This window comes from Lawsonibacter sp. JLR.KK007, assembly GCF_036941135.1.
GTDB lineage: Bacteria > Bacillota > Clostridia > Oscillospirales > Oscillospiraceae > Lawsonibacter.
Map to the genome: position 1 here is coordinate 611,544 of NZ_JAYWSY010000001.1, position 24,413 is coordinate 635,956.

41 protein-coding genes are annotated in these 24,413 nt (G+C 58.6%); 36 read left to right on the top strand and 5 right to left on the bottom strand.

Going from position 1 to position 24,413, the window contains the following annotated elements; all coding sequences use genetic code 11:
- The first annotated feature begins 95 nt into the window (after positions 1 to 95).
- The gene (locus tag VV088_RS03535) at positions 96 to 2,282 is read left to right on the top strand and encodes an LTA synthase family protein (protein WP_334599410.1); all 2,187 of its coding nucleotides are present in this window, start codon (positions 96 to 98) and stop codon (positions 2,280 to 2,282) included.
- Between the two features lie 87 nt (positions 2,283 to 2,369).
- Positions 2,370 to 3,086, top strand: coding sequence for a Bax inhibitor-1/YccA family protein (locus tag VV088_RS03540; RefSeq protein WP_334599411.1), 717 nt, complete (start codon positions 2,370 to 2,372; stop codon positions 3,084 to 3,086).
- A 50-nt stretch (positions 3,087 to 3,136) separates the two neighbouring features.
- Here the strand turns inward: VV088_RS03540 and VV088_RS03545 are convergent, their stop codons facing one another.
- Positions 3,137 to 4,366 carry a hypothetical protein gene (locus tag VV088_RS03545; RefSeq protein WP_334599412.1) on the bottom strand — a complete coding sequence of 410 codons (1,230 nt, stop codon included), beginning with the start codon at positions 4,364 to 4,366 and terminating at the stop codon, positions 3,137 to 3,139.
- Entirely contained in the window at positions 4,359 to 4,862 is a 504-nt protein-coding gene (locus VV088_RS03550; protein WP_334599413.1) for an RNA polymerase sigma factor, read from the bottom strand. The genes VV088_RS03545 and VV088_RS03550 overlap by 8 nt, the downstream gene beginning before the upstream one ends.
- Positions 4,863 to 4,992: 130 nt before the next feature.
- On the opposite strand from VV088_RS03550, the gene ruvC reads away from it, so the two are divergent.
- Genes ruvC through VV088_RS03580 form a run of 6 tightly spaced genes read left to right on the top strand, consistent with a single transcriptional unit; the run spans position 4,993 to position 8,403 of the window.
- Positions 4,993 to 5,514, top strand: a complete 522-nt coding sequence (gene ruvC / locus VV088_RS03555; RefSeq protein WP_334599414.1) for a crossover junction endodeoxyribonuclease RuvC — start codon at positions 4,993 to 4,995, stop codon at positions 5,512 to 5,514.
- A 5-nt stretch (positions 5,515 to 5,519) separates the two neighbouring features.
- Complete coding sequence (ruvA, locus tag VV088_RS03560; protein ID WP_334599415.1) at positions 5,520 to 6,128, top strand: Holliday junction branch migration protein RuvA; 609 nt, start codon at positions 5,520 to 5,522, stop codon at positions 6,126 to 6,128.
- 4 nt (positions 6,129 to 6,132) lie between these two features.
- On the top strand, positions 6,133 to 6,465 hold the full coding sequence (locus tag VV088_RS03565) for a DUF6054 family protein (protein ID WP_334599416.1): 333 nt from the start codon (positions 6,133 to 6,135) through the stop codon (positions 6,463 to 6,465).
- A gap of 15 nt (positions 6,466 to 6,480) precedes the next feature.
- Positions 6,481 to 7,545, top strand: a complete 1,065-nt coding sequence (gene ruvB, locus VV088_RS03570; RefSeq protein WP_334599417.1) for a Holliday junction branch migration DNA helicase RuvB — start codon at positions 6,481 to 6,483, stop codon at positions 7,543 to 7,545.
- A gap of 9 nt (positions 7,546 to 7,554) precedes the next feature.
- The gene (locus VV088_RS03575) at positions 7,555 to 8,019 is read left to right on the top strand and encodes a GNAT family N-acetyltransferase (RefSeq protein ID WP_334599418.1); all 465 of its coding nucleotides are present in this window, start codon (positions 7,555 to 7,557) and stop codon (positions 8,017 to 8,019) included.
- A gap of 3 nt (positions 8,020 to 8,022) precedes the next feature.
- Positions 8,023 to 8,403, top strand: coding sequence for a DUF5655 domain-containing protein (locus VV088_RS03580; RefSeq protein ID WP_334599419.1), 381 nt, complete (start codon positions 8,023 to 8,025; stop codon positions 8,401 to 8,403).
- Here VV088_RS03580 and VV088_RS03585 read toward each other — a convergent pair whose 3' ends face one another.
- Positions 8,404 to 8,661, bottom strand: coding sequence for a hypothetical protein (locus tag VV088_RS03585; RefSeq protein ID WP_334599420.1), 258 nt, complete (start codon positions 8,659 to 8,661; stop codon positions 8,404 to 8,406).
- 100 nt (positions 8,662 to 8,761) lie between these two features.
- Between VV088_RS03585 and VV088_RS03590 the strand changes: the two genes are divergently transcribed.
- The 4 genes from VV088_RS03590 to VV088_RS03605 all read left to right on the top strand — a co-directional run bounded on the left by VV088_RS03590 (position 8,762) and on the right by VV088_RS03605 (position 11,416).
- The gene (locus VV088_RS03590; RefSeq protein WP_334599421.1) at positions 8,762 to 8,983 is read left to right on the top strand and encodes a helix-turn-helix domain-containing protein; all 222 of its coding nucleotides are present in this window, start codon (positions 8,762 to 8,764) and stop codon (positions 8,981 to 8,983) included.
- A gap of 16 nt (positions 8,984 to 8,999) precedes the next feature.
- Positions 9,000 to 10,352, top strand: coding sequence for a phosphoglucosamine mutase (gene glmM, locus VV088_RS03595; RefSeq protein ID WP_334599422.1), 1,353 nt, complete (start codon positions 9,000 to 9,002; stop codon positions 10,350 to 10,352).
- Between the two features lie 111 nt (positions 10,353 to 10,463).
- The gene (locus tag VV088_RS03600) at positions 10,464 to 11,075 is read left to right on the top strand and encodes a sigma-70 family RNA polymerase sigma factor (protein WP_334599423.1); all 612 of its coding nucleotides are present in this window, start codon (positions 10,464 to 10,466) and stop codon (positions 11,073 to 11,075) included.
- Between the two features lie 59 nt (positions 11,076 to 11,134).
- On the top strand, positions 11,135 to 11,416 hold the full coding sequence (locus VV088_RS03605) for a zinc-ribbon domain containing protein (RefSeq protein ID WP_160571009.1): 282 nt from the start codon (positions 11,135 to 11,137) through the stop codon (positions 11,414 to 11,416).
- 252 nt (positions 11,417 to 11,668) lie between these two features.
- Here the strand turns inward: VV088_RS03605 and VV088_RS03610 are convergent, their stop codons facing one another.
- The gene (locus VV088_RS03610; RefSeq protein ID WP_334599424.1) at positions 11,669 to 12,304 is read right to left on the bottom strand and encodes a YoaK family protein; all 636 of its coding nucleotides are present in this window, start codon (positions 12,302 to 12,304) and stop codon (positions 11,669 to 11,671) included.
- Between the two features lie 208 nt (positions 12,305 to 12,512).
- Here VV088_RS03610 and VV088_RS03615 point away from each other — a divergent pair, with 208 nt between their 5' ends.
- The 3 genes from VV088_RS03615 to VV088_RS03625 are packed head-to-tail and all read left to right on the top strand — an operon-like array spanning position 12,513 to position 14,176.
- Complete coding sequence (locus VV088_RS03615) at positions 12,513 to 13,487, top strand: hypothetical protein (protein ID WP_334599425.1); 975 nt, start codon at positions 12,513 to 12,515, stop codon at positions 13,485 to 13,487.
- 4 nt (positions 13,488 to 13,491) lie between these two features.
- Positions 13,492 to 13,791: a helix-turn-helix domain-containing protein gene (locus VV088_RS03620; protein ID WP_334599426.1), complete on the top strand. Its 300-nt coding sequence runs from the start codon at positions 13,492 to 13,494 to the stop codon at positions 13,789 to 13,791.
- Positions 13,778 to 14,176, top strand: coding sequence for a hypothetical protein (locus tag VV088_RS03625; protein WP_334599427.1), 399 nt, complete (start codon positions 13,778 to 13,780; stop codon positions 14,174 to 14,176). The genes VV088_RS03620 and VV088_RS03625 overlap by 14 nt, the downstream gene beginning before the upstream one ends.
- 1 nt (position 14,177) lies before the next feature.
- On the opposite strand, the gene VV088_RS03630 is transcribed toward VV088_RS03625, so the two are convergent.
- A complete protein-coding gene (locus tag VV088_RS03630) occupies positions 14,178 to 14,399 on the bottom strand; it encodes a hypothetical protein (protein ID WP_334599428.1) in 222 nt (73 codons plus the stop codon).
- Positions 14,400 to 14,471: 72 nt separating this feature from the next.
- On the opposite strand from VV088_RS03630, the gene VV088_RS03635 reads away from it, so the two are divergent.
- The 21 genes from VV088_RS03635 to VV088_RS03735 all read left to right on the top strand — a co-directional run bounded on the left by VV088_RS03635 (position 14,472) and on the right by VV088_RS03735 (position 24,369).
- Positions 14,472 to 14,801, top strand: a complete 330-nt coding sequence (locus VV088_RS03635) for a hypothetical protein (RefSeq protein WP_334599429.1) — start codon at positions 14,472 to 14,474, stop codon at positions 14,799 to 14,801.
- Positions 14,802 to 14,859: 58 nt separating this feature from the next.
- Positions 14,860 to 15,255, top strand: coding sequence for a hypothetical protein (locus VV088_RS03640; protein WP_334599430.1), 396 nt, complete (start codon positions 14,860 to 14,862; stop codon positions 15,253 to 15,255).
- Positions 15,252 to 15,482: a hypothetical protein gene (locus VV088_RS03645; RefSeq protein WP_334599431.1), complete on the top strand. Its 231-nt coding sequence runs from the start codon at positions 15,252 to 15,254 to the stop codon at positions 15,480 to 15,482. The genes VV088_RS03640 and VV088_RS03645 overlap by 4 nt, the downstream gene beginning before the upstream one ends.
- A 4-nt stretch (positions 15,483 to 15,486) precedes the next feature.
- Entirely contained in the window at positions 15,487 to 15,666 is a 180-nt protein-coding gene (locus VV088_RS03650; RefSeq protein ID WP_334599432.1) for a hypothetical protein, read from the top strand.
- 31 nt (positions 15,667 to 15,697) lie between these two features.
- Positions 15,698 to 15,868 (top strand): hypothetical protein, encoded by a 171-nt coding sequence (locus tag VV088_RS03655; RefSeq protein WP_334599433.1) that lies wholly within the window; start codon positions 15,698 to 15,700, stop codon positions 15,866 to 15,868.
- Positions 15,855 to 16,145 (top strand): hypothetical protein, encoded by a 291-nt coding sequence (locus tag VV088_RS03660; RefSeq protein WP_334599434.1) that lies wholly within the window; start codon positions 15,855 to 15,857, stop codon positions 16,143 to 16,145. Before VV088_RS03655 ends, VV088_RS03660 begins: the two co-directional genes overlap by 14 nt.
- Positions 16,142 to 16,915 (top strand): hypothetical protein, encoded by a 774-nt coding sequence (locus VV088_RS03665; RefSeq protein ID WP_334599435.1) that lies wholly within the window; start codon positions 16,142 to 16,144, stop codon positions 16,913 to 16,915. The genes VV088_RS03660 and VV088_RS03665 overlap by 4 nt, the downstream gene beginning before the upstream one ends.
- A 340-nt stretch (positions 16,916 to 17,255) precedes the next feature.
- The gene (locus VV088_RS03670; protein ID WP_334599436.1) at positions 17,256 to 18,080 is read left to right on the top strand and encodes a rolling circle replication-associated protein; all 825 of its coding nucleotides are present in this window, start codon (positions 17,256 to 17,258) and stop codon (positions 18,078 to 18,080) included.
- Between the two features lie 15 nt (positions 18,081 to 18,095).
- Positions 18,096 to 18,461 (top strand): hypothetical protein, encoded by a 366-nt coding sequence (locus VV088_RS03675; protein ID WP_334599437.1) that lies wholly within the window; start codon positions 18,096 to 18,098, stop codon positions 18,459 to 18,461.
- A gap of 13 nt (positions 18,462 to 18,474) precedes the next feature.
- Positions 18,475 to 18,642, top strand: coding sequence for a hypothetical protein (locus VV088_RS03680; RefSeq protein WP_334599438.1), 168 nt, complete (start codon positions 18,475 to 18,477; stop codon positions 18,640 to 18,642).
- Positions 18,639 to 19,193, top strand: coding sequence for a DUF2786 domain-containing protein (locus VV088_RS03685; RefSeq protein WP_334599439.1), 555 nt, complete (start codon positions 18,639 to 18,641; stop codon positions 19,191 to 19,193). Before VV088_RS03680 ends, VV088_RS03685 begins: the two co-directional genes overlap by 4 nt.
- Positions 19,193 to 19,792: a Holliday junction resolvase RecU gene (locus VV088_RS03690; protein ID WP_334599440.1), complete on the top strand. Its 600-nt coding sequence runs from the start codon at positions 19,193 to 19,195 to the stop codon at positions 19,790 to 19,792. The genes VV088_RS03685 and VV088_RS03690 overlap by 1 nt, the downstream gene beginning before the upstream one ends.
- The gene (locus VV088_RS03695) at positions 19,789 to 19,968 is read left to right on the top strand and encodes a hypothetical protein (RefSeq protein ID WP_302619457.1); all 180 of its coding nucleotides are present in this window, start codon (positions 19,789 to 19,791) and stop codon (positions 19,966 to 19,968) included. Before VV088_RS03690 ends, VV088_RS03695 begins: the two co-directional genes overlap by 4 nt.
- A gap of 248 nt (positions 19,969 to 20,216) precedes the next feature.
- Positions 20,217 to 20,666, top strand: coding sequence for a hypothetical protein (locus tag VV088_RS03700; protein ID WP_334599441.1), 450 nt, complete (start codon positions 20,217 to 20,219; stop codon positions 20,664 to 20,666).
- Entirely contained in the window at positions 20,663 to 21,271 is a 609-nt protein-coding gene (locus VV088_RS03705) for a hypothetical protein (RefSeq protein ID WP_334599442.1), read from the top strand. The genes VV088_RS03700 and VV088_RS03705 overlap by 4 nt, the downstream gene beginning before the upstream one ends.
- Before the next feature lie 20 nt (positions 21,272 to 21,291).
- Entirely contained in the window at positions 21,292 to 21,549 is a 258-nt protein-coding gene (locus tag VV088_RS03710; protein ID WP_334599443.1) for a hypothetical protein, read from the top strand.
- 4 nt (positions 21,550 to 21,553) lie between these two features.
- Entirely contained in the window at positions 21,554 to 22,042 is a 489-nt protein-coding gene (locus VV088_RS03715; RefSeq protein WP_334599444.1) for a hypothetical protein, read from the top strand.
- A 323-nt stretch (positions 22,043 to 22,365) separates the two neighbouring features.
- Entirely contained in the window at positions 22,366 to 23,109 is a 744-nt protein-coding gene (locus VV088_RS03720) for a DUF5131 family protein (protein WP_334599445.1), read from the top strand.
- Complete coding sequence (locus tag VV088_RS03725) at positions 23,109 to 23,318, top strand: hypothetical protein (RefSeq protein ID WP_334599446.1); 210 nt, start codon at positions 23,109 to 23,111, stop codon at positions 23,316 to 23,318. Before VV088_RS03720 ends, VV088_RS03725 begins: the two co-directional genes overlap by 1 nt.
- Positions 23,308 to 23,544: a hypothetical protein gene (locus VV088_RS03730; protein WP_334599447.1), complete on the top strand. Its 237-nt coding sequence runs from the start codon at positions 23,308 to 23,310 to the stop codon at positions 23,542 to 23,544. The genes VV088_RS03725 and VV088_RS03730 overlap by 11 nt, the downstream gene beginning before the upstream one ends.
- 45 nt (positions 23,545 to 23,589) lie before the next feature.
- Positions 23,590 to 24,369 carry a ParA family protein gene (locus VV088_RS03735; RefSeq protein WP_334599448.1) on the top strand — a complete coding sequence of 260 codons (780 nt, stop codon included), beginning with the start codon at positions 23,590 to 23,592 and terminating at the stop codon, positions 24,367 to 24,369.
- Positions 24,370 to 24,413: the final 44 nt, after the last annotated feature.

A 24,413-nucleotide genomic window follows, 5' to 3' on the forward strand; every position in this document is an offset into this window, starting at 1 on the left:
ATGAAAAATTCAAGAAAATGCCCTTGACTGTCTGGGGTCAAGTGAGTAAAGTAGGATAGGCAAAAACAGGCATTTTAGTTTGGAGGTCGGACCCAATGGGTTATAACGGAAGAAGGATGAGCGGCAGCCGGAGCCGTTCCCGCCGCAGCGAGGCTGCGGTGATGATCCAGACGTTGGAGCGGGTGCTGCTGTTTCCGGTGCTGCTGCTCTATCTGGAGCTGGTGCTGCACGTCTATATGAAGACATCCCTGGCCTACGCCCCAGTGTACATCGTGTTCAGTCTGGCCGCAGGGCTGTTTCTGTCCGCCCTGACCCTGGCCTGGCCGCCCAAGGTCAACAGCATCATTTCCAAGGTGCTGGCGGTGCTTCTGTCGGTGATCTACGCGGTGGAGCTCATCGCCAAGACCATCCTCCAGTCCTACTACGGCCCCAGCGCACTGAAGGTGGCGGCGGGCAACCGGCTGACCGATTACTCCGACGTCATTGTCTCCACCGTCCTTCACAGCATCCCGATCCTTTTGGTCCTGCTGCTGCCGTCCGTCTTGATCTGCCTCTTCGGCAACGACTTTCCCGGCTTTGAGCGGTTTGACATCCGCTTCGCCGCCATCGTGCTGGGGGCCTGCGTGCTCTGCCATGTGCTGGGCATCGGAGTCACCCTGCTGCCCTGGAAGGGGGACGTCACCCCCGCCTGGCTGTACAAGGTGGACACCAATGTGGACGATCAGGTAGAGCAGCTGGGCCTGCTGACCATGCTGCGGCTGGACGTCAAGCACATGATCATCCCAGTGAAAAACACCATGGGCAGCGACTTCAGCGGGATCGATATCCTGACCCCGCCGGGGGGTTCCTCCAGCAGCGCGTCCTCCGGCAGCAGCTCCCAGACGGCGGACCCCACTCCGGTGACCGACACCTCTCCCAACGTGATGGACGTGGACCTGGCCGCCCTGGCGGAGAATGGGGCGAATGACGACATCAAGTGGCTGGCCGGCTATTTCAACAGCGTGGCCCCCACCAAGAAGAACGAGTACACCGGTATGTTCGAGGGGTACAACGTGATCGAGGTGGTCATCGAGGGCTTTTCCGGCTACGCGATCGACCCGGAGCTGACCCCAACCCTCTACAAGCTGACCCACGAGGGCTTTGTCTTCAACAACTATTATACCGCCCTCCACTATACCAGCACCTCCAACGGCGAGTGCCAGACCCTGCTGGGCCTGTACCCCAAGAACGGCAACCCCATTACCATGAAGCGGACCGGCGAGGTCACCTTCCAGAAGGACGGCCAGACGGTGGGCTACAACGCCTACCTGACACTGCCCCAGCAGCTGAAGCGGGCGGGCTACAGTGTGTTGGGCTACCACGCCAACTCTGAGATGTACGGCCGGGCCCTGTCCCACTCCAATCTGGGCTACGACTGGCACCAGTTCCAGGTGGGAAACCTTAAAAGTTCCTCCCGGGGCACGCTCAGCGAGTTCGAGGGCCTGGAGGTGAGCGACAGCGGCAAGCTCCTCTGGCCCCAGCGGGACACCCACATGATCGAGGCCAGCGTGGACGACTACATCAACTCCGACCAGCCCTTCCACGTCTACTACCTGACCATCAGCGGCCACATGCCCTACTCCAACAACCGGGTGGTGGCCCCCTACCGGGAGACTGTCCGGGCCCTGCCCTACAGCGAGACCACCCAGAATTACGTGGCCACCGTCATGGAGGTGGACCGGGCGCTGGAGCTGCTGATTCAGAAGCTGGAGGCGGCGGGCAAGCTGGAAAAGACCCTGATCGTGGCCACCGGGGACCACATCCCCTACTTCAACGTGGACACCCTGGAGGAGCTGTCCGGCCAGACCTTCGGCAGCTCGGAGGCCATGGAGCACCTGGACGAGTCCAGCATCGACTTTGACGTGTACAAAAACGCTCTGATCCTGTGGTCGGCCTCCATGGAGGAGCCGGTCATCGTGGATAAGCCCTGCTGTCAGGTGGATATCCTGCCCACCGTGTCCAATCTGCTGGGACTGGAGTACGACTCCCGGATGCTGGCGGGCAGCGACATCCTGTCGGACAGCGAGGGCCTGGTGGTGTTCACCTCCAACAGTTGGATGACCGACCGGGGCTTCTACAACCGCTATACCCAGACGTTCACCCCGGCGGAGGGGACCTCCATGACGGCGCAGGAGCAGGAGAGCTACGTTTCCGCCATGAAGAAGCTGGTCGGCTACAAGCTGAACGCCACCCCGCTGATCGTGGAACATAACTTTTATGACGTTGTGTTTGGAAACAGTTGATTTTTTCCCGATCCGGCAGTATAATAGAACCATCCCCGGGCGGGTACAATAGAACAAACACCGTCCGGCCTGAAAGGAGTGCTTTTGATGAGCTTTGATCCTTATGAATTTGACCGCGGCTATGCCTCCAGCCAAGGGGACACCCTGGGCCAGTACACCGCCAAGACCTTTTTGTGGATGGTGCTTGGCCTGCTGGTTACCTTCGGCGTGGCGGTGGGCTGCTGGCTCACCAACGCCACAATTTACGCCATCGTCTATATCCCCTACGTCCACCTGATTGTGCTGATTGCCACGCTGGTGATTTCCATCACTATGGTCCACCGCCTGGAGAAGATGGCGGTAGGGACGGCCATCGGCCTGTTCGTGCTGTTCTCCGCCCTGTTCGGCTTTACCCTGTCCATCTACCTGCTGGTCTTTGAGCTGACCTCTGTGGTGCTGTGCTTCGCGCTTACCGCCGTCTATTTCGGCGCGCTGGCCGCCTACGGCTACGCGACCAAGCGGGATCTGTCCAACCTGCGGACCATCCTGTTCTCCGGGCTGATTTTCCTGATTATCTTCGGTGTGCTGTCCATGTTCATCCCCGCCCTGGACGTCCTTGACCGGGTGGTCTGCCTTGTGGGCATCGCCATTTTCCTGGGCTACACCGCCTACGACACCCAGAAGATCAAGGCATTCTACAACTATTACTCCATGTCTCCCGACATGCTGGCCAAGGCGTCTATTTTCTCTGCCCTCCAGTTGTATCTGGACTTCATTAACCTGTTCCTGTACCTGCTGCGCTTCCTGGGCAACAAGAGACGTTAAACAAAATGAAACAGCGGCCGCTCCGAGATGGGGCGGTCGCTGTTTTCCGTTTATTTGGCGTCGGGATCGTAGGCGGGGGCTTCTACATTGGTGGCGGGGCGCTGCTCCTCCTTGGGCAGCTTCCCGGGCAGCTCCTCCACGTAGCAGGGCTCCACAGCGGCGAGGTCCTCGTCGTCCGGGACCGGCACCCCTCCGGGCATAACGTGGTGGACCGCCGGGTCCTCAGTCCCTACATCGGCGGTGGCCCGCTGGCCCACCTGGACGTAGATGGCGTCGTCATCGGGGTCCAGCTCTGCCAGAACGACGAGGATGGGGTCGTAGACCTGGGTAAGGGTCAGCTCAATGCGGTTGGCCTCCTCGTTGATGCCCCAGCCCGCCATCACGTCGCCGCATTTCATGTCCTGGCCTGGGAGGGCGTTGAGCTGGTCCATCAGCTCTTTCAGCTGGGCCAGGGAGTACTTGCAGGAGGAGAACATCACCTGGTCGCTGCCCGTCCAGTCCAGCACTTGCAGTTCCAGACTTTTGTCCCCGGGGTCCTTGTCCTCCACCAGCTGGACCACCAGCCGGCCGGATTCGTCCAGATAGGCCCCGCCGTACCAGTCGGGGTAGGTGCCGTTGAAGTGCTCCATCAGCTTCTGGTAGTCCTCAGCCCCCACTTGGACGGGGATGTCGCCGATATAGGCCCCGCCGGGCAGGTCGCCGGTGTTGGGGGCGGGGAGGGCTCCGGTGCGGACGTACAGCTCTTTCTGGGAGAACAGTTTCAGGTCGTCCAGGTTGAAGGGGTCGTCCCCCTCGCTGTTCTCCTGCTGATGGACGAACTTCCACCAGTTGGCCCAGGTCATCTGGTAGCCGATGGACTGGTACTCGTCGACCTCATCTTGGGTGTAGCCCACGTCCAGCATGGCGGCGGTCAGGTCCTCCGGGGTCATGCCCGTGTCCTGGTCCCGGACGGCCCCTTCGCTTCCACCAGTGGCGGTGATGGCGTTTTCCGGGACGAACCCAGTCAAATCATCCACCGTCACATAGCTGTGAAGCTTGGTCTCTATGACATCGCGATGAAAGCTGCGCAGGAAAAACATCCACTGGCCGTCCTCCTGACCATAGCTGTGCAGAGAGAACGCCCCAATCACCAGCGCCGCGCAGGCGGCGAGGGCGGTGTACTTTTTCCAGGGGACGGGCCGCTTCTTCACCGGCTGGGCCAGCTTCTCGCTCAACTCCGCCCGAGCCTCGGGGGAGGGAGTCATCTGCTTCTGCATGGACTGGAAAAGTTCCTTATTCATCGAAATACGCTCCTTTCAGCTTCTCCCGGAGCTGCTCCCGGCCACGGGTCAGCCGCATTCGGACGGCCCCGGGGCGGATTGCCAGCACCTTGGCAATCTCCTGGGTGGACAGCTCCTGGAAGTAGAACAGATAGATGGGCAGGCGGTAATCCTCGGCCAGAGATTGCAGGGCGGTCCAGACCTCGTTTTCCTCCGGTTCTTGAAACTGAACCGGGACGTCCTCCCGTTCCGACAGGGGGACGGTCTTTTGCCTCCAGCTGGAGGAGGTTACCCGCCGGGATTGGTTTATGGTGGTGCGCAGCAGCCAGGCCTTCCGGTGCTCCTCGTCCCGGAAGGTCTTGCCGCACTGGCAGTAGGCCAGAAAAACCTCCTGAAATACGTCGTCGGCGTCAGAACGGCTGCCCGTCCGGGCCAGGGCCAGACCGTACACCGTGTCCTGATAGCGGTCAATAATCGCGTCCATCTCACCGCCCGCGCGCAGCGGCAGAGCTTCCATACGCAAGACCTCCTTTCACCCATAACTCAAAGAAGAGAGGCAAAGTGTCACAGCGGCGAAAAACTTTCTTCCCATTCTACCATTCCTGTGCTATAATTACTATGTAATATTGTGGGCAGAGGAGAGGCGCATGATTATTTTAGGCATTGATCCGGGGGTGGCCACCATTGGCTTTGGGGTCATCCGGGCGGACCGGCAGAAAAACACCCTCCTGCGCTACGGGGTGATCACCACCCCGGCGGGGATTCCCCTGTCCCACCGGCTGCTGCAAATTTCGGACGACATGGAGGAGCTGATTCACACCTTCCACCCCGACGAGATGGCGGTGGAGGAGCTGTTTTTCTCCAAAAACATCACCACCGGCATCTCGGTGGCCCATGGCCGTGGGGTGATCCTCCTGTCGGCGGAGAAGCTGGGGGTGCCCATCTTCGAGTACACCCCCATGCAGGTGAAGCAGGCGGTGGCGGGCTACGGCGGGGCGGACAAGCGGCAGGTGATGCTCATGACCCAGCGTCTGCTGTCCATGAAGGAGATTCCCCGGCCCGATGACGCCGCCGACGCGCTGGCCATCGCCATCTGTCACGCCCGGTCGGCCACCAGCCTGCTGAATACGGATCGAGTCTTTGACCCGGAAAAATACGACACGAGGTAACGCTTATGTTCTACTACTTAAACGGCACAGTGGCCCACATCGAGCCCTATCTGGCTGTCATCGACTGCGGCGGGGTAGGCTACGCCTGCCGCACCACCAGCTACACCCTGTCCCTCCTGAAAAAGGGGGAGAAGGGCAAGCTGTTTACCTGCCTGAACGTCCGGGAGGACGCCATGGAGCTCTACGGCTTCGCCACGGCGGAGGAGCTGCGGCTGTTCCAGCAGCTTACCTCCGTGTCCGGAGTGGGCCCCAAGGCGGCGCTGTCCATTCTGTCTTCCACCACCCCGGCCAATTTGGCCCTGTCCATCATCACCGGGGACGAAAAAGCCCTCACCTGCGCCCCCGGCGTGGGTAAGAAGATCGCCCAGCGGGTCATTTTGGAGCTGAAGGACAAGCTGGCCAAGGGCCAGACCATCAGCGCCGCCGGGGAGAGCTACGGCGGCACCGGGGTCACCGTCATCCCGGAGAACAAGCTGTCTGAGGCCACCGCCGCCCTGGCTGTGCTGGGCTACTCCCAGGGGGAGATCAGCCAGGCCCTGAAGGGCATCGATCTGGACGGCCTGCCCCTGGAGCAGATCATCAAGCAGGCGCTGAAAAAGATGGTGAAGGGGTGATCCTGTGGCGAAATATGAATGCACTTTGCGGGGCGACTATGATCAGGCCCTGCGCTACTTCCACGAGGGAATCCTGAACGGCAGTATGTCCGTTAGCTTCGAGGAGGAGAGCTATTTCCAGAGCTTTGGCGTTCGGGTTACCGTCCGGGTCTATGAGCGCTACAGTATGACCGGCGGCAACCGCCTGTCCATGACCCTCACCCTGGTGGGAGACGGGGAGAAACTGTATCTCTCCGGCATCACCGCCGGCGGTAGCCAGGGCGTGTGGCTGAAAATCAACACCTGGGGCGAGGAGGCTTTTCTGGACATTCTTCGGGGTCTGGCTCAGAGATGGTAAAAAGGAAGTGAAGCGTTGAGTATCGATTTTTCCGGCGCGGGGCTGGATGCCGAGGAGCTGGAGCCCCTGGTGACCACCTCGCTGACCCGTGAGGACGAGGGGGAGTACTCCCTGCGGCCTAAGACTCTGAAGGAGTACATTGGCCAGGAGAAGGCCAAAGGCAACCTGGAGGTGTTCATCCAGGCGGCGAAAATGAGAAATGAGCCCCTGGACCACGTGCTGCTCCACGGCCCGCCGGGCCTGGGCAAGACCACCCTCAGCGGCATTATCGCCAACGAGATGGGGGTGAACGTGCGGATCACCTCGGGCCCGGCCATCGAGAAGGCGGGGGACCTGGCCGCTCTGCTGACCAACCTGAACGAGAACGATATCCTCTTTGTGGACGAGATCCACCGCCTGAACCGGGCGGTGGAGGAGATCTTGTACCCCGCCATGGAGGACTACGCCATCGACATCATCATCGGCAAGGGGCCCTCGGCCAACTCCATCCGGCTGGACCTGCCCAAATTCACCCTCATCGGGGCGACGACCCGGGCGGGCCAGCTGTCCGCCCCCCTGCGGGACCGGTTCGGGGTGACCCTGCGGCTGGAGCTGTACTCCCCGGAGGAGCTTTCCTGGATCGTCACCCGCTCCGCCGGCATTCTGGAGGTGCCCATTGAGCCGGACGGGGCCATGGAGATCGCCAAGCGGTCCCGCGGCACCCCCCGCATTGCCAACCGGATGCTCCGCCGGGTGCGGGACTTCGCCCAGGTGCGGGCGGGGGGCGTGATCACAAAAAAAGTGGCCGACGAGGCCCTCACCGCCTTGGAGATCGACCACCTGGGGCTGGACGCCATCGACCACCGGATGCTCCGGTCCATTATGGAAAACTACCGGGGCGGCCCGGTGGGGCTGGACACCCTGGCCGCCACCATCAACGAGGAGTCGGTCACCCTGGAGGACGTGTACGAGCCCTACCTGATGCAGCTGGGCTTCCTCACCCGCACCCCCAGGGGCCGGTGCGTCACCCCCAAGGCATACCAGCACCTGGGCCTGCCCGTCCCCGGCGGGGACGGCGGGCTGGACCAGCTGAGCTTTTGAGGAGGTAGTATGGAGTATAGAAAAGCGGATCAGGCGGATTTTTCTGCTGTGCTGGCGCTGATTCAGGACACCATCCGAGCCATTTACCCCCAATACTACCCACAGGGCTGTGTGGATTATTTTCTGAACTGGCACAGCCAGGGGCGGGTGTCCGCCGCCATAGAGGCCGGGCAGGCGCATATCCTGCTGGACGGCGGAGAACTGGTGGGCACAGGCAGTCAGGAGGGGGACCACATTACCCGGGTGTTTGTCCGGCCGGAGCGCCAGGGCAGGGGGTATGGGCGTTACATTCTGGACCGGCTGGAGGAAGCCGTCGCGGCGGATTACGACACGGTCCGGCTGGACGCCTCGCTGCCTGCCGTTCATCTATACGAGCGCCGTGGATACCATACCGTGGAGCACCAGAGCGAGAGGACGGAGGGCGGCTGTGTGCTGGTGTGGGATGTGATGGAGAAGCGGCTGCGGGAGGATTGAATCATGGATCAAAATACCCTGTTCTTTTTTCACCAGAAGCCGGAGGCCATCCCCCTGTACGAGGTCTTTGAGGAGCGGCTTTTGGCCGGGCTGGAGGGGGTTGTCATCCAGCCCCAGAAGAGCCAGATCACCCTGAAGAACCGGCGGGTGTTCGGGGCGGTGTCCTTTCTTGCGGCACGGAAGGCCAAGAACCGGCCTGATCCCTATATCACCATCACCCTGGGCCTGAACCGCCGGGAGGGCTCCCCCCGCATTGACCAGGTCTCCGAGCCATATCCTGGAAGGTGGACCCATCACATTGTCATCGGCTCTGTGGAGGAGATCGACGGCCAGTTGATGGCCTGGGTGAAAGAGGCGTATGACTTTGCGGCGGCCAAGCGGTAATTATTTGCCCATCGCCCGCAAAATGTCTTGACGAAGACCCAGCCCATAGAGATAATAGAGGTCGGAGGTCCGGTACATATATTTGGTGAATCGTTTTTCAAAGGCGTCATACCAGTCGAAGCCCACCAGCTGCGCGATTTGCCTTGCGATCTCTTTAAAATCCTGTTCTGCTTGTACAAATTCTGGGTCACTGGCGCAGAACGCCTCGATTTCCGCGTCAATAGTGTCGTTGAGGAATATAGACGGCAGTGTGTTCATAGGAATAGCCCTCCGAATTAATAGTTATTATTGTACAAGTATTACTATTAATTTATTGTAATTCGTATTCTCTCCTTTGTCAAGGGGAAAGGAGATATTTATGGAAGAATTTCCGAAACGCTTAAAAGCGATTCGAAAGGAGTTTGGGTTGAATCAGGACGAAGTAGCTGCGGATTTAGGGCTATCAGCTGGTGGATACCGACTATATGAGCAGGGGAAAGGCTACCCGGACGTCCCCCGCCTGTATGCGCTTGCGGAGTATTTCAACGTCAGCATCGACTATCTGCTGGGACGTACCGACAAGCGGGAAGTGAATAAGTAAGGAAGGATGCGGCAACATGGGCAAATTATTTGGAACGGACGGCATTCGCGGCGTGGTGAACGCCGGGCTGGACGCGGACCTGGCCTACAAGGTGGGTCTGGCGGCGGCCACGGTGCTGGCGAAGAAGAAGGGGAGCAAACCCCTGGTGACCATCGGCAAGGACACCCGTATCTCGGGGGATCTGCTGAAGGGCTCGCTGATCTCCGGGCTGTGCACCGCCGGGGCGGACGTGCTGGACCTGGGCACCCTGCCCACCCCCGGGGTGGCCTGGGTGACGGTGGACGAGGAGGCCGACGCGGGCATTGTCATCTCGGCCAGCCACAACCCCTTTGAGCACAACGGCATCAAAATTTTCAACGGCAAGGGCTTTAAGCTGTCCGACGAGCTGGAGGAGAAGATCGAGGAGATTGTCCTGTTCGGCTCCAACAACGTGCCCATGAAGACGGGGGCGGACATCGGCAGGGTGAGCTACGCCGCCCCCAAGGCTTCTGAGGACTACATCGACCACCTGGAGTCCACCATCGACTCCACCCTGGGCGGCCTGCGCATCCTGGTGGACTGCGCCAACGGGGCGGCCTCCGCCACCGCCGCCCGGCTGTTCGACCGCTTTTCCAAGCTGCGCACCGACGTAATCAATGCCGATCCCGACGGGGTGAACATCAACGACCGCTGCGGCTCCACCCACATGGATGCCTTGGCCGCCATGGTCAAGGCGGGGGGCTACGACATCGGCATCGCCTTCGACGGGGACGCCGACCGGTGTCTGGCGGTGGATGAGCTGGGCAGCCTCATCGACGGTGACCAGATCATGGCCGCCTGCGGCCTGGACATGAAGGCCAAGGGCCAGCTGCCCGGGGACACGGTGGTGGCCACCGTCATGTCCAACCTGGGCTTCCACGTCTACGCCAGGGAGCGGGGCATGAAGCTGGAGTGCACCGACGTGGGCGACCGGAACGTGCTGGAGCGGATGGTGGAGAAGGGCTACCGCCTGGGGGGCGAGCAGTCGGGGCACATGATCTTCCTGGACCACGCCACCACCGGCGACGGCCAGCTTACCGCCCTGAAGCTGCTGGCCCTGATGAAGGAGAGCGGCAAAAAGGCCAGCCAGGTGTTCAGCGCCTGTCCCCGGTACCCCCAGGTGCTCATCAACATCCCCGTGGCCGACAACGACGTGAAGAAGGCGGCCATGGCCAGCCCCCTGCTGGCCCAGGCCGTCCAGCGGGAGGAGGAGGCCCTGGCCGGCGAGGGCCGGGTGCTGGTCCGTCCCTCGGGCACCGAGGCCCTGATGCGGGTGATGGTGGAGGCCAAGACTCAGGAGACCGCTCAGAAAACTGCCCAGCGTTTGGCCGATTTGATCCCCCAGCTTTGAGCAAAATGAGGAACCGGCCGGCGGATTGGAAAATATCAACAAAGATTTTTGGGAAAACCCTTGACAAATCTGAACATTTTGTTTATTATGAAAGTTAGCCGGGATAATAGTATGGAACACCAATTTCCAAACACCTCAGATGAGGAACTGTGCCTGGGCGCAGCCCAGGGAGATTCTTTGGCGGAAACGGAGCTGGTCTGCCGGTATGGCTGGCTGGTCCGTGCCTGCGCGCGCCCCCTGTTTCTGGCGGGGGGAGACAGCGAGGACCTGATCCAGGAGGGCATGCTGGGTCTGCTCACCGCCATCCGGAGCTTTGCCCCGGAACGGGACGCCGCCTTCCGCACCTTTGCGGAGGTCTGCATCCGCAGCCGTCTGTATACCGCCGTCCGGGCGGCCCAGGGCGGCAAGCACGCCCCCCTGAATCACAGTGTTTCCTACGAGCCCCCTCTTTTTGACGGAACCAACGCATATTTGTTTTCCAGTGCCGAAAGCCCGGAGGACGTGGTCATCGGCAGAGAGGAACGAAAAGAGCGCCTGGAGGCGCTCAAGGGCCGGTTATCCAAGTTTGAAGCGCAGATCTTACCCCCCTACCTGAACGGCCTCTCCTGCCGAGAGATCGCCCAGCGGGTGGGCCGCTCACAGAAGTCGGTGGACAACGCCATCCAGCGTATCCGCCGGAAAACGGCCCTGCAAATTTCTTCTGGCGTATCCAGCGAGAGCTGATCGCAATATCACACGCCCAGGCCAAGCGCCGGGCAAAAAGTCAAAGAGAGGGAATATCCATGTACGAAGACAAGATCCTGGTATGCAAAGAGTGCGGCAACGAGTTCACCTTTACCGCTGGTGAGCAGGAGTTCTATGCGGAGCGCGGCTTCCAGAACGAGCCCCAGCGGTGCAAGCCCTGCCGTGACGCCCGCAAGAACGCCGCCCGCGGCCCCCGTGAGTACTTCACCGCCGTGTGCGCCGCCTGCGGTGGTGAGGCGAAGGTTCCGTTCGAGCCCAAGTCTGACCGTCCCGTCTACTGCAGCGACTGCTTCGCCAAGATGCGTGAGCAGCAGGGCTGATAAACAAGCCAGGAAAAAAGTCCGCCTTTTGGCGGACTTTTTCTTTTCACTGCCTGTTTTTCCAAACGGAAGCCAGAATATCCTTCAGAACCAGCATAGCGTTCAGCGGGTCGTACCCGCAGGCCGCCTCCAGCTCGGCCAGCAGCCTGCTTCATTCCGCGGCGCAGCGGGGAACGTCTACCTCGGACTGATACTGGGCCAGGATGGGATACTTTTTGCTCCACGCTTTGGTCCAGTCGATTTTGCTGACATTCAGCTCAGCAGCCGGGCGCTCACCGCCAGCAGGGCGCAGGACAGCCAGATGGCGGGCAGGTCCAGCAGCTCCACGGCCAGACTTCCGGTCTCGGCCCCCAGGGCGAACAGGAGGATGACAAAAAAGTACAGCCGGGCCTTTTTCCGCTCCTGAGGATCTCCGGTGCGCAGGAAGGCGCACAGGGCCTCCATCCCGCTGCGCAAATTGCCAATGCACATGGTGCTGGCAAAGGCGAAGCCCTCCACCTGCCGGAAGGCCTGGACCTGCATGGCGCAGGAGAAGGAGACCAGGGCGTTGGCCAGCTGGTCCAGGGAGTGGGGGACAAAGCCTACCAGAAACAGCAAAAAGATTTCCCACAGGAGTACCCGCCGCTGCCAGCGGGGCCGGCGGACCCGGAGCCATTCCGCAGCCGCCACCCCCAGGGCGAAGGCCACCACGGGCAGGAGGTAGCGGGCGGACCGGGCCCAGTCCCCGTCGAACAGGCTCTGGCCCAGGAGCACGATGTTGCCCGTCTGGGCGTTGGCGAAGACCTTGCCCCGGCGCAGATAGGTATAGGTGTCCTGCAGACCGCCGGAGAGGGTGAGGAGGGCCACCGGAAGCAGACGCTGGGCGGCGGGATGAGAAGTTTGATCCATGATATCAGGTCCTTATCTTTAGAGTCCTCTGATTATAACGCTGGTTTGTCCAAAAGGGAAGAAAAAATTCGTTGCAAAAACCTCGTCCGCAGGTTGTAATATTAAATGCGAAAGAACACGAAGCCCCACGAACGGGGCGGTTCGGTTCTATCGCATTTATTTTTTTATACCACAACCGGGCCGGAAAATCAAGCGGGAGGGCGAAAAGATGAAGGAAAAATGGGAAGTGCGCTATTTCGTGACGGCGGTTGCCAGCGTTCCCGTGTATAAGGCGTACAGCAAGACCGAAACTTACCGGCAGGCCGCGAAAGACGGCTGGGGAACCGTGTACCGCGACGAAAACAACGCGCTGGTTTGCGACGAAGATTGCGCCGCTGACCTCTACACGAAGAACGGCGGCTATTTCGGTATTCGCGCATATGAGGAAATCGCAACAAAGGAAATGCCGAAACAAGCGGAGTGCGCCGCGATCATCGTAAGCGATTCTTGCGGTTTCACCGTTTGGGCGGAAGATTTCGGCAAGGTTCACATTTTCGTTTCCTATGATGAAAACGGCCTGATCGACAATTACCGCGTGGAATACGACGACGCGACGATTTATGACGGCGAAGTTGAAATTTCCTTTGACGACCTGTACGAGCGGGCGGAAGAGGATTACCAGGAAACATACCGGGCGGAACTTCCCGGAACGGTGGAATACCAGCACAAGCAGGAAGCAGACAAGCTAGCGCTGGAAGCCGGGGAAACTTTGATGAACGCGGAAGAGCGGGAACAGTTTCGGCAGGTATGCCACAAGATCGACGGAATCAAGAGCGCATGGGACTTCCTTTGCACAATGTCGTTGCTTGAATACGATTACGACAAGAAGATCATCAATGCGGCGCGGAAATTCAAGAACTGCTTTAGTTTTGCACAGTATGAAAAACCGCAGGAAGCGGCCCGGCGGGAAGAACTGATGGAAGATTACAGGAAATTCGAGTTTGTAACGGCGGACACCGACACCGCCGAACAGGACGCGGAGCAGACCACGGAAGCCGCGTGCAAGGAAGCGGCAACCGCCGCGGGAGCGGATACCACAGCGGCGGCGACCGGGAAGCTGGGCCAGCAGGGGGCGCAGGAAACCGAACGGAAAGCAGGCGGCGGGGCCGGACCCCCGCCGCCGGGGAAAGGGGAACGGGGGTGAAAGCATGGCGCGACACTACAAATACATAACTTTTTCGGACAGGCGGGAGATTGCCGCGCTGTATCAGGCGAATGCACGACCGGCGGACATTGCAGAAAGGCTGGGCGTTACCACGGCGACGATCTACCGGGAGTTGAAGCGCGGGGAAAGCGTCGGAGAGGACGGCGCGCCGGTTCTGGACCGGAACCGGCGGCGGGCTTACAACCCGGTTGTCGCCCAGCAGACAGTACAGGCAAATTTCAGGCGGCGGGGGCGGACCGCGGCGGACGATATGCAAGGAGGTTTCAACGGTGACGCAATTTGAGAAAATCACAGAAAGCCCGGAAGTGCTGGCGGCGTTCCTTGCGGCACTGCCCGTCATTGATGGGCCGTGGGACACAGAATTTCATAAGCGGTTTTGCGACTATTGCCCGGCGAAAGATTGCGACGATTGCCGGTGCAAGGAGTTTCGAAACAATCCCCGCTGGTGGCTGTCCCTGACGGACACGCAGGAACCCAGCGAGGAAACGAAGCGGGCGGCGCGAAAGCTTGCGGCCCTTGTCGATCAGTATTCCGCGGCGGAAGCTGGGGAAATGCTGGAAATCTCCATGAAAGCATTAGAAATCTTGAAAGAAGAAAAGATTTCGGGCTATGGATGGGCAACGGCAATCCACATAGCAAAGGCAATCGGGATTCACGAACGCGGGTGAATCAGGGCAAAAGCCGGACAGCGTAAATCACAGAATTAGCCCGGAAAACTTCAAGCTTCCCGGCGCGCTCTAATTCCCTGATTCTCCATTCGATAGATTCTTTAACTTCACCATATGGGGTTAATGTAACGTAAATATCGTCAAACCCGATTACAGCGCCAACATCTTCATACGGCGTTAGCGGTATTCTCCGCAGAATTTGAAGAAAGCGTTTGTTGTCCATACTCCGAAAACCTCCGTTTTGTATTTTATTCTATTTTACCACAAAGCGGAAGAAAAAGAAAGGCGGTGAACCGTGAAAAAGGGAACTTATGTGATCGAACTTGACCCGGCGGGGCCTAAAGTGGCATTGACCGCGGAGGAACGGGAGTGTACGCGGCCTATGTTCCGTTATTCGGTTTCCGATTCGGTGGAGTTGACGGAAAAAGAAATTTCAGAAATGGAAGCCACTGAAGCGGAAAAGGCCGTTCGTCGATTTCTTGCAAAGAACAACCCGGAAAAGCGGGTAATCGAAATTGGAACGTTCGGGAAAAATTCTATCTTGCTTCATGGAGCGGCAGAGGTTGAAACATTTATAGCCTTGATTCGGGAGCAAAGCCGGGAAGCGTTTCACAGCGGACAGTAATACCGCAGGGCGGGTGCTTTAACTTGTTTTCGTGCAAGTGTAGAAAGGAGCGGGACACATGAAAAAGAAAATCACGTTCCCGGACTGGACAAGCCAGGCGGCGGTGACGATCACCCGCGGAGGAACAAAGGACAAGCCCCGCGCCGTTTGGGGAACGTACACGGAGGAACCGGCGGAATGGCTTTCCCTCCGTGTAACGCTGGAAATCGCCGGGGGTTCGGTCCTCTTTGAAACGTTCGACAGCAGAGAGGAAGAGGAAGCCGCGCGGCTGGAAGCGAACCGGCGCGCCGCATGGCGGAACGCCCTTGCCTTTGCTGAACAGTTGTGGCGGGCCGCGCCACATCACGAATACGTCGTTTCATTCAGGCCGGAAAACCCGAACGTCGGCCCGGAAGCGGTTTGCATTTACCGGCGCTTTTTCCCTTATTCGGCGGAACGGGGGTGCGCCGTATGAGCGTTTGCCGCCGGTGCGGGCGTGAAATTGAGTGGGCGCAGGGAGAAAACGGGCGGTTTGTCCCCCTTGACCTTGAACCCGTATTCGTGATTGAGGGCGGCGGGAACGATCAGTTTTACACCGACGAAAACGCGGTGATCGTGGGCCGCGTCGCCCGCCCGGAAGAGGAATCGCCGGAACTGCCCGTTGCCTTTGTTCCGCATTGGAAAACGTGCGGGAGGGGGTGAGATCGTGAAACGTCAATTCTGCTTGCCCTGTTTCCTTGAACTGAAAAAGGCGGGGAAACACAACATTCAGCGCGTCAGCGGCGGGGTCAATATGAAGGTAACGTGCTGGTGGTGCAAGCGCCGCCGGTATGGGGCCGAATACGAAATTTCGCGGAAAGTAGGTGCAGGACGTGACGGGGGCTGAACTAAAAGCGGCCTTGATGGAGGAATACCCGGTGCGTTACGCCGGTATCACCTATCAGAAAGTAACCGCGCTGATTTATCGAAAGGCCGGGAGAGGTACGCGCATTCAGATTTCGGCGGAACTGCTGGACCGGAACGGGCGCGCCGTGGTGATTGCCCCAGCGGGAAAAATTGAAAGGGGGACAAACAATGCCGACACCTGACACGATCACCCGCGGAGCGGGACAAGCCCGGCGGAGCGCCGCCCGGCTGATTCTGACCGTTGCGAAATATACCGGCCTGACCCTTGCGGGAATCATCCTGTTTCGAGCGGGTGCGGCCTACGCCCTGACGGTACGCGGGTATTCAGCGGTGGGCGGTGAAGCTTTCGCCCTCTTTCTTCCCGTGTTTTATGCCCTGCTTTCGGGCGTGGGCCGGGGATACGTCAAAGACACGAAAAACGGCTATTTGCCGGATTATAAGGAGGGAAACGAACCATGAAGAAACTTGCAGATTTGAAACAGGGCGGATATTTCTTTTACGGCGGCGTTCAATGGGTGGTGCTGGAAAACAACGACAAGATCGGCGCGACGCTGGCGCTTGCCGCCGAACCCGTCTTTCACCGGGCGTTCGACGAAGAGAACCGGAACGACTGGCGCGTTTCGTCCTTGCGCCGGGAGCTGAACGGCCCGTTCTTTGACGCGTTGATTGAGGAGGGCGCGAACCGGGCCGCATTCCTTGATTGGGAAAGCGACCTGACCGCCGACGACGGAATGACGGACTACGGGACCGCGACCGACAAAATCGCTTTACTGTCTGACGGCCTTTACCGGAAGTACCGGCAGTATATCCCCCTTGTTGATGACTGGTGCTGGACCCTGACCCCGTGGACCTGTAACCCGTCGGATTCGTGCGTCGTCCGCTACGTCGATTCCTCCGGCGCGGTGGGCTGGGACGACGCGTACTACGGCCACTGGGGCGCGCGCCCGCTTTGTTATCTGGAATCGTCCATCTTTGTATCTGTCCCTTATGAAGATGAAACCGCGGACCCCCGCGCCGACATGATCGAGGAAGCCCGCGACGCAGTGCTGGAGGTTTTGAACGGCTATCCCGTGGACGTTTGGGGCGACGCTATCGCCGCCGCGGTTGCTTCCCTCTTCCAGTGGAAGCAGGACGCGGAGGACACCGCAAAGGAGGAAGCCGCGACGCGGGCGCTGAACAACACGCCCGGCGATCAGGGCGGGAACGACAACGCGGCGGCGGAGGGCTGAAAGCCCACGCCCCGCCGCCGAAAACTGCATAAGAAAACCGCCCCGCGCCCGTTGTGCGAAAACGGGTGCGGGGCGGAATCCGCCGGTAAAAACACAGCTTATCAACCTATGATTAGTATACCAGAAACCGGCGGAAAAGTCAAGAAAAAGCGCCGTTTTTATGCGGCGTGGCGGGCTTGTAATGGGTATTAAGATTCTGGCAAAGCCTGTCACGTTTACACAGGAAAACAGGGTGCGGAGGTTGCGGGCCGGTCCCGCTCCATCCCCCGCCCTACTGACCCGCGTTTGCTGGAAGCACAGAACACGCCCGCTTCATCATCCAACGAAAAGAGGGTGAAGCATGGTGCGAACCTTTATCAGAGAAAAGAAGATTTTTTGCGGCGATCATTACAGGGAGGTTGATATATTCGGCTATACCACAGCCCAAAAGAACGCCGCCGCCCGCGGGAAGCGGTCAAAAAAGGTTCAGGAATCGGAGCCGAAACAAAAGAACTTGAATGACAAGAATGCCCGCCGGTATTTCGTCCAGTTGGGAAACCTGAATTTCGGGGACGACCCGGAAGCTTTGCACGTAACGGCTACATACTCCGCGAAACATCTTCCGCGGACCGTGGAAGCCGCGGAAAAGGAAGTTTCAAACTATTTGCGCCGGGTGGCCTACGCCCGGAAGAAAGAGGGGTTGCCGCCCTTGAAATATATCCTTGTCACGGCCTACACCACAGCGCGGAACAGCGGGAAGCCGACCCGGATTCATCACCACATTGTCATGAATGGAGGGCTTGACCGTGACGTTGTGGAAGAGTTGTGGCGCAAGAGGAAGCGCAAGGGGCAGAAAAAGGGCGACCGAATAGGATATTGCAACGCGGACCGCCTGCAAGCAGACGAAAACGGGATTGCCGCCCTTTGCACTTACCTTGTCAAGCAGGCGGGCGGGAAAAAGCGGTGGTCCTCTTCCCACAACTTAAAGAAGCCGACAAGCCGGGCGAACGACGGGAAGTATAACCGGCGGCAGATCGAGAAGTGGGCGAAAGAAAGGCCGGGCCGCGCCTTTTGGGAAAAGAAGTATCCGGGCTGGACCCTGACCGACGACGATTACGGGGTTCAGTACGAATACAACGAACAAACAGGGTGGTCAATTTACCTGAAATTGAGGAAAAAAGAATAGAAAGGGGCGGTCATCATGGGGAAGCCTTACCGGGAATGCCCGCGGTGCGGCGCACACTTGGACGCGGGCGAAATTTGCGATTGCGGGAAGAAGCGGCAGGACGGAGCCGCACAACCCCGCGAAAAAATGAAGCTGATTGCGATTTGTCGGGAGGTTGACCCGGAAACCGGAAATATTGCCGTCTATCGGGTGGGCGAAGAAATGACAGATCGGACAATTTCGCTCTTGCGGGATTGGGCGCGGAACAACCCCGGATTCCGATATTTCACCCTTGTTTCTGCCCGATGGGAGCGGTTTGGGGACGTGATAGCGTCCATTCTGAAACGGCGGACGGTAACAGCCGCAGACGTGGACAGAATCGGCGGGATTGAGGAATTGTAAGGAGGGGAAAGTATTGGACAGCGAACAGGAATTGCGGGAAATGTACCGCGCGGCGGCGGTCATCAAGGAAATTTGCAACCGCCGGACAGAAGATGATTCGTGCCGCAAATGCCCGTTTTATACCATGTGCGCCGCAGAACCGTATTCGTGGGCGATTCCCGAAAGCGGGGTGGACGCATGACGGACCGGGAACAGCTTTTGCAGAAAGTCAAAAAGATTCAGGCTTTAGCAGAACGCGGCGACCGCGGGGAAAAGGAATCCGCCGCCGCATTGCTTGAACGGCTGATGAAGCAACACGGAATCGCCGAAAGCGAACTTTCGGAGGACCGCCGGGAAATGGCGTGGTTCAGGTATAAAACGCCGCTTGAACTCCGGCTTTTGAATCAGATAATTTATGCGGTTACAGGCCGCGTCGCTTTCGGGTGCGTCGGAGCCTATACGAACCGGCCCCGGAAAAAAACAGGAATCGAATGCACGGCGGCGGAACGGTTAGAAATTGAATTCAGCTTTGAATTTTACAAAGCCGCCTTTGAAAAGGAACTTGAACGGTTTTATATAGCGTTTCTGCAAAAGAACCGGCTATTCCCGGACAAGCCCATTGACGACGTGCCGGAGATCGGCGAAATGGACCTTGAAGAAGCACAGCGCCTTTCAATGATGATGGCGGGCATGGAGGAACACAGCCGCCGGAAAGCGTTGGGGAGCGGGACGGAAGAAAGGGGCGATCAATAATGCCCGTGACATGGGAAAAGAAATACCTTGCCCAGCGTTATCAGAACGCCGTAAACAACGCGCAAGGACATTCTTTCGAGGAATACATACAAGCCGGGTGCGCCCTGTATTCCAGACAGGGCCGGGCGGAGATCGACAAGACCCCCGAACCGTTCCGCGTCATGGAGAAGCTGGGCGGCGGAATTTTCAAGGGCCGGTTCACCGCCCACGCCCAGCCGGATTTTCAAGGGACCCTTGCGGGCGGGCGCTCCATCGTCTTTGAAGCAAAGCACACCACGACGGACCGGCTGAAACGGGACGTTCTGACCGGCGAACAGCAGGACGCACTGGAACGCCACCACAGCCGCGGCGCGGTTGCCGCCGTATGCGCCGGAATTGGGAACAATTTTTTCTTTGTTCCGTGGGCCGTATGGCGGGAGATGAAAGAGCATTTCGGGCGAAAGTATGTGACGGCGGCGAACCTTGAACCCTTCCGCGTTCGCTTCAATGGCGCGGTTCTTTTCCTTGACTACAAAAACGGAAGCGGGCTTTTGAGATTTTGCCGGACGGGTGAAGAATTCATAGACGAATTTTTGAAAACGGAGGTCAAAGGACCATGAAGAAACAGCGGCAGAAAACGCGGAAAGTGACGGTCCGGGTCACACCGCAAACGGCGTTCAACCTTGAACGTCTTATGCAGATCAGCGGGCAGAAAACGCCGGGCCGGGTGGTTGACAAGCTGGTTCGGGAAAAAATGCTGAACTTGCGTGTTCAGGACGAAGGGCGGCGCGGCTGATCGTGGGAAGGTATAAGACGGCGGCGGAGCGGATGGCGGTTTCCTTGCGCCGCGGGGAAGCGGAAGCGACCGGAAAGCCCCTGTATAAGTCATACGCCGATATTCCGCCGGGATTCTTGAGCAAAACCGCCTGTATGAAGATGAAACAGCCGGTTCGAGCAGACGAAGAGCCGGGGGCATACGTTCTTAACCGGAACTGGCTGGGATATATGCCCCTGTATGACCGGCGCGAAAAGAGGTGATAACCCGTGTTCAACCTGAACCGCATTTATAACCTTGATTGCATGGAAGCAATGAAAGAAATCCCGGACAATTTCTTTCAGCTTGCTATATGCGACCCGCCATACGGTATAGGACACGACGGACAGCGGCAAAGGGTACATAACAACCGGAAGCACAACCGGAAGTTTCACGCCCGGAAAGGCTGGGACAAGGAGCCGCCCCCGCCTGAATACTTCCGGGAGCTGGAACGTGTGTCGGAAAATCAAATTATTTTCGGCGGAAATTATTTCGCCCCTATGCTAAACCGCGGGACAAAGGGCTGGCTGGTTTGGGACAAAGGGCAACATGGGCTTTCGCAGTCTGATTGTGAACTTGCTTATTCGTCGTTCGATTTGCCGAACATGAAATTTTCGATTAAGGCATTGGACGACGCTCTATTTACAGAGGAGCCGGGAAAGGAGGGGGACGCGGAATGAAATTGAAAAAGGTTATTTCCCTTTGCCACCAGCGAAAGACGTTCCGCCTGTTCGACAAGATAAGCGAAAACGGGGAGATCGTGCAATGGATGGGTGACGGGTGCGCGGCCTACCCGCTGAACGGACTTCCGATACTGGATGAAGAAACCTTGTGCGCCGTGTTCGACATTTCGGAAAAGCAGTTGAAGAACACCAGCATTCGGCGGCTGACAATGCCGGACGTGCTGAACATCGGCGACACGGACCCGGACGAACGGGTTTTGAAAGACGACGACTTTTCGATTATTTACGGCGGAACGGAAGTCAAACCGATAAAGACCCGGACCGGAATAATCTTCATTCAGCAAAAATACCTTGCGCCGCTGGAGGACGTGCTGGACGTGGTACAGCTTTACGAGCGGGTCACGCCGGACGGTCAAACCTATGTCGCGGCAAAGGCCGGTTTGCTGATTGCGGCGGTGATCTTCCCTTACAGATTGGTGACAGAAAAATTCGTGAACCGGCTTGAAGAAGTGGCGCGGGAATCGCGCCGGGTGCTGAACGCCCCGCCGCCGGTACGCATGGCGGAGCGGGACCCCGATCAAGGGTCAATGTTTGAGGGATAGAGCAAACGGGAGGGTTCGACATGATAGAAATAATCATTCCGCTTGCCGTTCTGCTGGTGCTTTTTACGGCGGTTTCAGCGGTGATAATGTGGGCTATATATTGGGCGCGCTATCCGTTCGCAGTAAAGCGGCGGAGAGAGGAAAAGACGTGCGACACTTGCGAGAACCAGCCGGAATGCGACCGCTTCTTTTTGGAGCAATACAGAGGGCTGGGGATGGAAGAACCGGAATTTCTGAAAAATGCCGGTTGCAAAATGCACAAAGCAAAAGGACGGTGAAAGCATGGAATACAAACCGAAAGTTGTTCTTTGCCGCTTGCACATGGCGGGCAAGACGATTCAGCAAATCCGGGAGGAATGCGCCGGGCAGGGCATGACCTACCGGGATTTCGAGAACATACAGCGGGCCGGGGAATATTTCGACGGCGTGCGTTGCCGCCTGTCCCTTTGGGCGTGGGACAATTACGACAGTTACCACCTTGAAGATTGGGACGCGCCGGACGACGAACGCATGATGATGGCAATTTACTATTCCGAACAGGTCCACCCGGTCCCCCGGTACAAAAACGACCTTGAAAAATTCAAGGCGGATTGGGCGGCGGGAACCTACGACCCCGGCGGGGTTATCTGTTTCAGCCCGCGCGACGTGGAAGTGATCGAAGTGATTTCGGAAGAGGTAAAACCGCCGAAACCGGCCCCGGTCCCCTCTTCCCCGCCGCCTACGAAGCCGCGGCGGAAGAAGAAAAAGAAGAAAGGCGGGAAGAGGAAATGAACCTGACAGCACTTGAAGTAAAATGCCAGGTTTGCGGGCGGGCAAATACGCCCAGCGAAATACGGATAGATCAAGGCTGGCAAACGCGGGTTTTCGCGCGGTATGAGTGCCACGGGAGTATAAAGCGCCTGTTTCGGCAGGAAAAACCTTGCGAAACCCGGTATTCCGTGGAATGGAACGGGGACGAAGCCGAGCGGGTGATCGAAAGGACGAAAGAGGGGTAAACGTGGCCTATCTGGAAACACAGGTTCTTGAAACCTTGCGGGAAATCGCAAAAGAATTGAAAAAGATTCGGGAAGAATTGGAAAAGGAGGGGAAACGGCGTGAATAAACCGATCTACGAACCCCGCGGGCGCGCCCGTGAATATGGGGAACTTGCGGTGAACATCTATACCGGGTGCAATCACGGTTGTTCCTACTGCTACGCCCCAGCCGTCCTGCATAGGGGCCGGGAGGAATTCGCGGAGGTCCGGCCCCGGCCCGGTATCGTCGAAGAGGTCCAGCGGCAGTTGGAGCGGGAGAAGATCAGCGGGCGCACGATCTTTCTTTGCTTCACGTGCGACCCCTACCCCGCAGAAATCGACACCACGGAGACGCGGGAAGTCATTCAGGCAATCAAGGACAGCGGAAACAGCGTCCGCATTCTGACAAAGGGCGGGGACCGCGCCCGGCGGGATTTTGATTTGCTGGGGCCGTCCGATTGGTTCGGGGTAACGTTCACAACGGACAACCTCTTTCGCCCGGCGGCGGAGGAACCGAAAGCCGCGCCCCCGGCGGAGCGGCTGGCGACACTGGAACAGGCGAAATATAACGGCGTGCAAACGTGGGTATCATGCGAACCCGTCCTTTACCCGAATGCCGTTTACAGCCTGATTCGGAACGGCTGGTATATTGACCTCTTCAAAATCGGAAAGCTGAACCACGCCGCGCCCCCGGCGGAGATCGTCAAGGCGGGCGGCTGGGCCGCGTTCGGAGAGGAAGCCGAACGCCTTTGCCGGGAACACGGGCGCGCCTATTACATCAAAGAGGACTTGCGCGCCGAAATGGAGAAAGCGAGGGGAACGTAATGGACCAAAAAGGGCAAATGGAAAGCCTGAAAAACGCCGTCGGCGTGGTTGCTGAAATGTCGCTGATTTACTTTCGTGCGTTGCAGGCGGCGGGCGCGTCGCTGGAAGAGTGCATGAAGCTGACACAAGCCTATATTTCCGCGTGGGTGTATGGGAACAGCCAGCAGAAACAGGAAGAGGACGGCGGAGGGAACGACGATGAACAGTGAGATCACCGCCGCGGCCCTGAATGGGGCGAAAGTAACCGTTGAATCGGACTGCTGGCCTTTGCGCCGCAAGGCGGGCGGAATCGTCGTCCACATGATGAAGCAGACGTGGAACGGGGTTGTCAACATGACCCGGACCGTTAAGATCGACGAACTGACCGGCGGTGAAACTCTGGAAGAAGCGGTGAACCGGACAGCCCGCGAAATGGCGGAGGAAATTGGGAATTGAACCACCCCGTCGAGCGGGAAAAAATCAAAATAGGAGGTTTACACGGTGAAAACAATTTCGGTTATCAACCTGAAAGGTGGCGTTGCAAAGACCCTTACCGCCGGGAGCATGGCGCACATTCTGGCAACCTACCACGGAAAGCGCATTTTGCTGATCGACAACGACAAGCAGGGCAACACGTCAAAGACGTTCGGGGTCCACAGCTACGACGACAAGAGCATTTCGGACGTTCTGACCGCCCGGCGGCTGGACCCGTGGGAGGTTATCAAGAAAACCCGGTTCGACATGATCGACGTAATGCCCGCGAATATGTCCTTAATTCGGGCGAATTTGGAGGTCATGCTGGACACCAGCGCCCGCCCCCAACAAACCCGGTTGCGGGACGCACTGACCGCGATTGCCGCGGAAAGCTTCTATGATTTCTGTATTATCGACAACGCCCCGGATATAAACATTTCCACGATCAACGCCCTTGTCGCTTCCGACGACGTGATTATTCCGATCAAGATTGACAAATACGCCTTTGACGGGCTGGAAGAGTTGAAAGAGCAGATCGAGGACACACGCGCCGACTGGAACCCCCGCTTGCGGCTGGCCGGTTGCCTGATTACGTGCTTTCAGCGGACGGACGCAGACCGGCAGGGGGAAGAGTGGTTGCGGAGCCAGCCGGAATACCCGGTATTCGACACACACATTCGCTATTCCGAAAAGGTGGCGGAAAGCACGTTTTCGGAATCCCCCATTGCGGAATACAGCCGCCGGAGCGGGGCCGCTATGGACTATATCGCATTTGTGCGGGAATATCTGGACCGCGGGAAGAAATAGAGGACCGCGGGAATGAACTGCAATCGCTGTAAAAACCTGAATAT

Bases quoted from the DNA above. Each gene is read 5' to 3' on its own strand.
- VV088_RS03535 (WP_334599410.1), top strand. From the start codon at position 96: ATGGGTTATAACGGAAGAAGGATGAGCGGCAGCCGGAGCCGTTCCCGC.
- VV088_RS03540 (WP_334599411.1), top strand. From the start codon at position 2,370: ATGAGCTTTGATCCTTATGAATTTGACCGCGGCTATGCCTCCAGCCAA.
- VV088_RS03545 (WP_334599412.1), bottom strand. From the start codon at position 4,366: ATGAATAAGGAACTTTTCCAGTCCATGCAGAAGCAGATGACTCCCTCC.
- VV088_RS03550 (WP_334599413.1), bottom strand. From the start codon at position 4,862: ATGGAAGCTCTGCCGCTGCGCGCGGGCGGTGAGATGGACGCGATTATT.
- ruvC (WP_334599414.1), top strand. From the start codon at position 4,993: ATGATTATTTTAGGCATTGATCCGGGGGTGGCCACCATTGGCTTTGGG.
- ruvA (WP_334599415.1), top strand. From the start codon at position 5,520: ATGTTCTACTACTTAAACGGCACAGTGGCCCACATCGAGCCCTATCTG.
- VV088_RS03575 (WP_334599418.1), top strand. From the start codon at position 7,555: ATGGAGTATAGAAAAGCGGATCAGGCGGATTTTTCTGCTGTGCTGGCG.
- VV088_RS03580 (WP_334599419.1), top strand. From the start codon at position 8,023: ATGGATCAAAATACCCTGTTCTTTTTTCACCAGAAGCCGGAGGCCATC.
- VV088_RS03585 (WP_334599420.1), bottom strand. From the start codon at position 8,661: ATGAACACACTGCCGTCTATATTCCTCAACGACACTATTGACGCGGAA.
- VV088_RS03590 (WP_334599421.1), top strand. From the start codon at position 8,762: ATGGAAGAATTTCCGAAACGCTTAAAAGCGATTCGAAAGGAGTTTGGG.
- glmM (WP_334599422.1), top strand. From the start codon at position 9,000: ATGGGCAAATTATTTGGAACGGACGGCATTCGCGGCGTGGTGAACGCC.
- VV088_RS03600 (WP_334599423.1), top strand. From the start codon at position 10,464: ATGGAACACCAATTTCCAAACACCTCAGATGAGGAACTGTGCCTGGGC.
- VV088_RS03605 (WP_160571009.1), top strand. From the start codon at position 11,135: ATGTACGAAGACAAGATCCTGGTATGCAAAGAGTGCGGCAACGAGTTC.
- VV088_RS03610 (WP_334599424.1), bottom strand. From the start codon at position 12,304: ATGGATCAAACTTCTCATCCCGCCGCCCAGCGTCTGCTTCCGGTGGCC.
- VV088_RS03615 (WP_334599425.1), top strand. From the start codon at position 12,513: ATGAAGGAAAAATGGGAAGTGCGCTATTTCGTGACGGCGGTTGCCAGC.
- VV088_RS03620 (WP_334599426.1), top strand. From the start codon at position 13,492: ATGGCGCGACACTACAAATACATAACTTTTTCGGACAGGCGGGAGATT.
- VV088_RS03630 (WP_334599428.1), bottom strand. From the start codon at position 14,399: ATGGACAACAAACGCTTTCTTCAAATTCTGCGGAGAATACCGCTAACG.
- VV088_RS03640 (WP_334599430.1), top strand. From the start codon at position 14,860: ATGAAAAAGAAAATCACGTTCCCGGACTGGACAAGCCAGGCGGCGGTG.
- VV088_RS03645 (WP_334599431.1), top strand. From the start codon at position 15,252: ATGAGCGTTTGCCGCCGGTGCGGGCGTGAAATTGAGTGGGCGCAGGGA.
- VV088_RS03660 (WP_334599434.1), top strand. From the start codon at position 15,855: ATGCCGACACCTGACACGATCACCCGCGGAGCGGGACAAGCCCGGCGG.
- VV088_RS03665 (WP_334599435.1), top strand. From the start codon at position 16,142: ATGAAGAAACTTGCAGATTTGAAACAGGGCGGATATTTCTTTTACGGC.
- VV088_RS03670 (WP_334599436.1), top strand. From the start codon at position 17,256: ATGGTGCGAACCTTTATCAGAGAAAAGAAGATTTTTTGCGGCGATCAT.
- VV088_RS03675 (WP_334599437.1), top strand. From the start codon at position 18,096: ATGGGGAAGCCTTACCGGGAATGCCCGCGGTGCGGCGCACACTTGGAC.
- VV088_RS03685 (WP_334599439.1), top strand. From the start codon at position 18,639: ATGACGGACCGGGAACAGCTTTTGCAGAAAGTCAAAAAGATTCAGGCT.
- VV088_RS03690 (WP_334599440.1), top strand. From the start codon at position 19,193: ATGCCCGTGACATGGGAAAAGAAATACCTTGCCCAGCGTTATCAGAAC.
- VV088_RS03695 (WP_302619457.1), top strand. From the start codon at position 19,789: ATGAAGAAACAGCGGCAGAAAACGCGGAAAGTGACGGTCCGGGTCACA.
- VV088_RS03705 (WP_334599442.1), top strand. From the start codon at position 20,663: ATGAAATTGAAAAAGGTTATTTCCCTTTGCCACCAGCGAAAGACGTTC.
- VV088_RS03710 (WP_334599443.1), top strand. From the start codon at position 21,292: ATGATAGAAATAATCATTCCGCTTGCCGTTCTGCTGGTGCTTTTTACG.
- VV088_RS03715 (WP_334599444.1), top strand. From the start codon at position 21,554: ATGGAATACAAACCGAAAGTTGTTCTTTGCCGCTTGCACATGGCGGGC.
- VV088_RS03725 (WP_334599446.1), top strand. From the start codon at position 23,109: ATGGACCAAAAAGGGCAAATGGAAAGCCTGAAAAACGCCGTCGGCGTG.
- VV088_RS03730 (WP_334599447.1), top strand. From the start codon at position 23,308: ATGAACAGTGAGATCACCGCCGCGGCCCTGAATGGGGCGAAAGTAACC.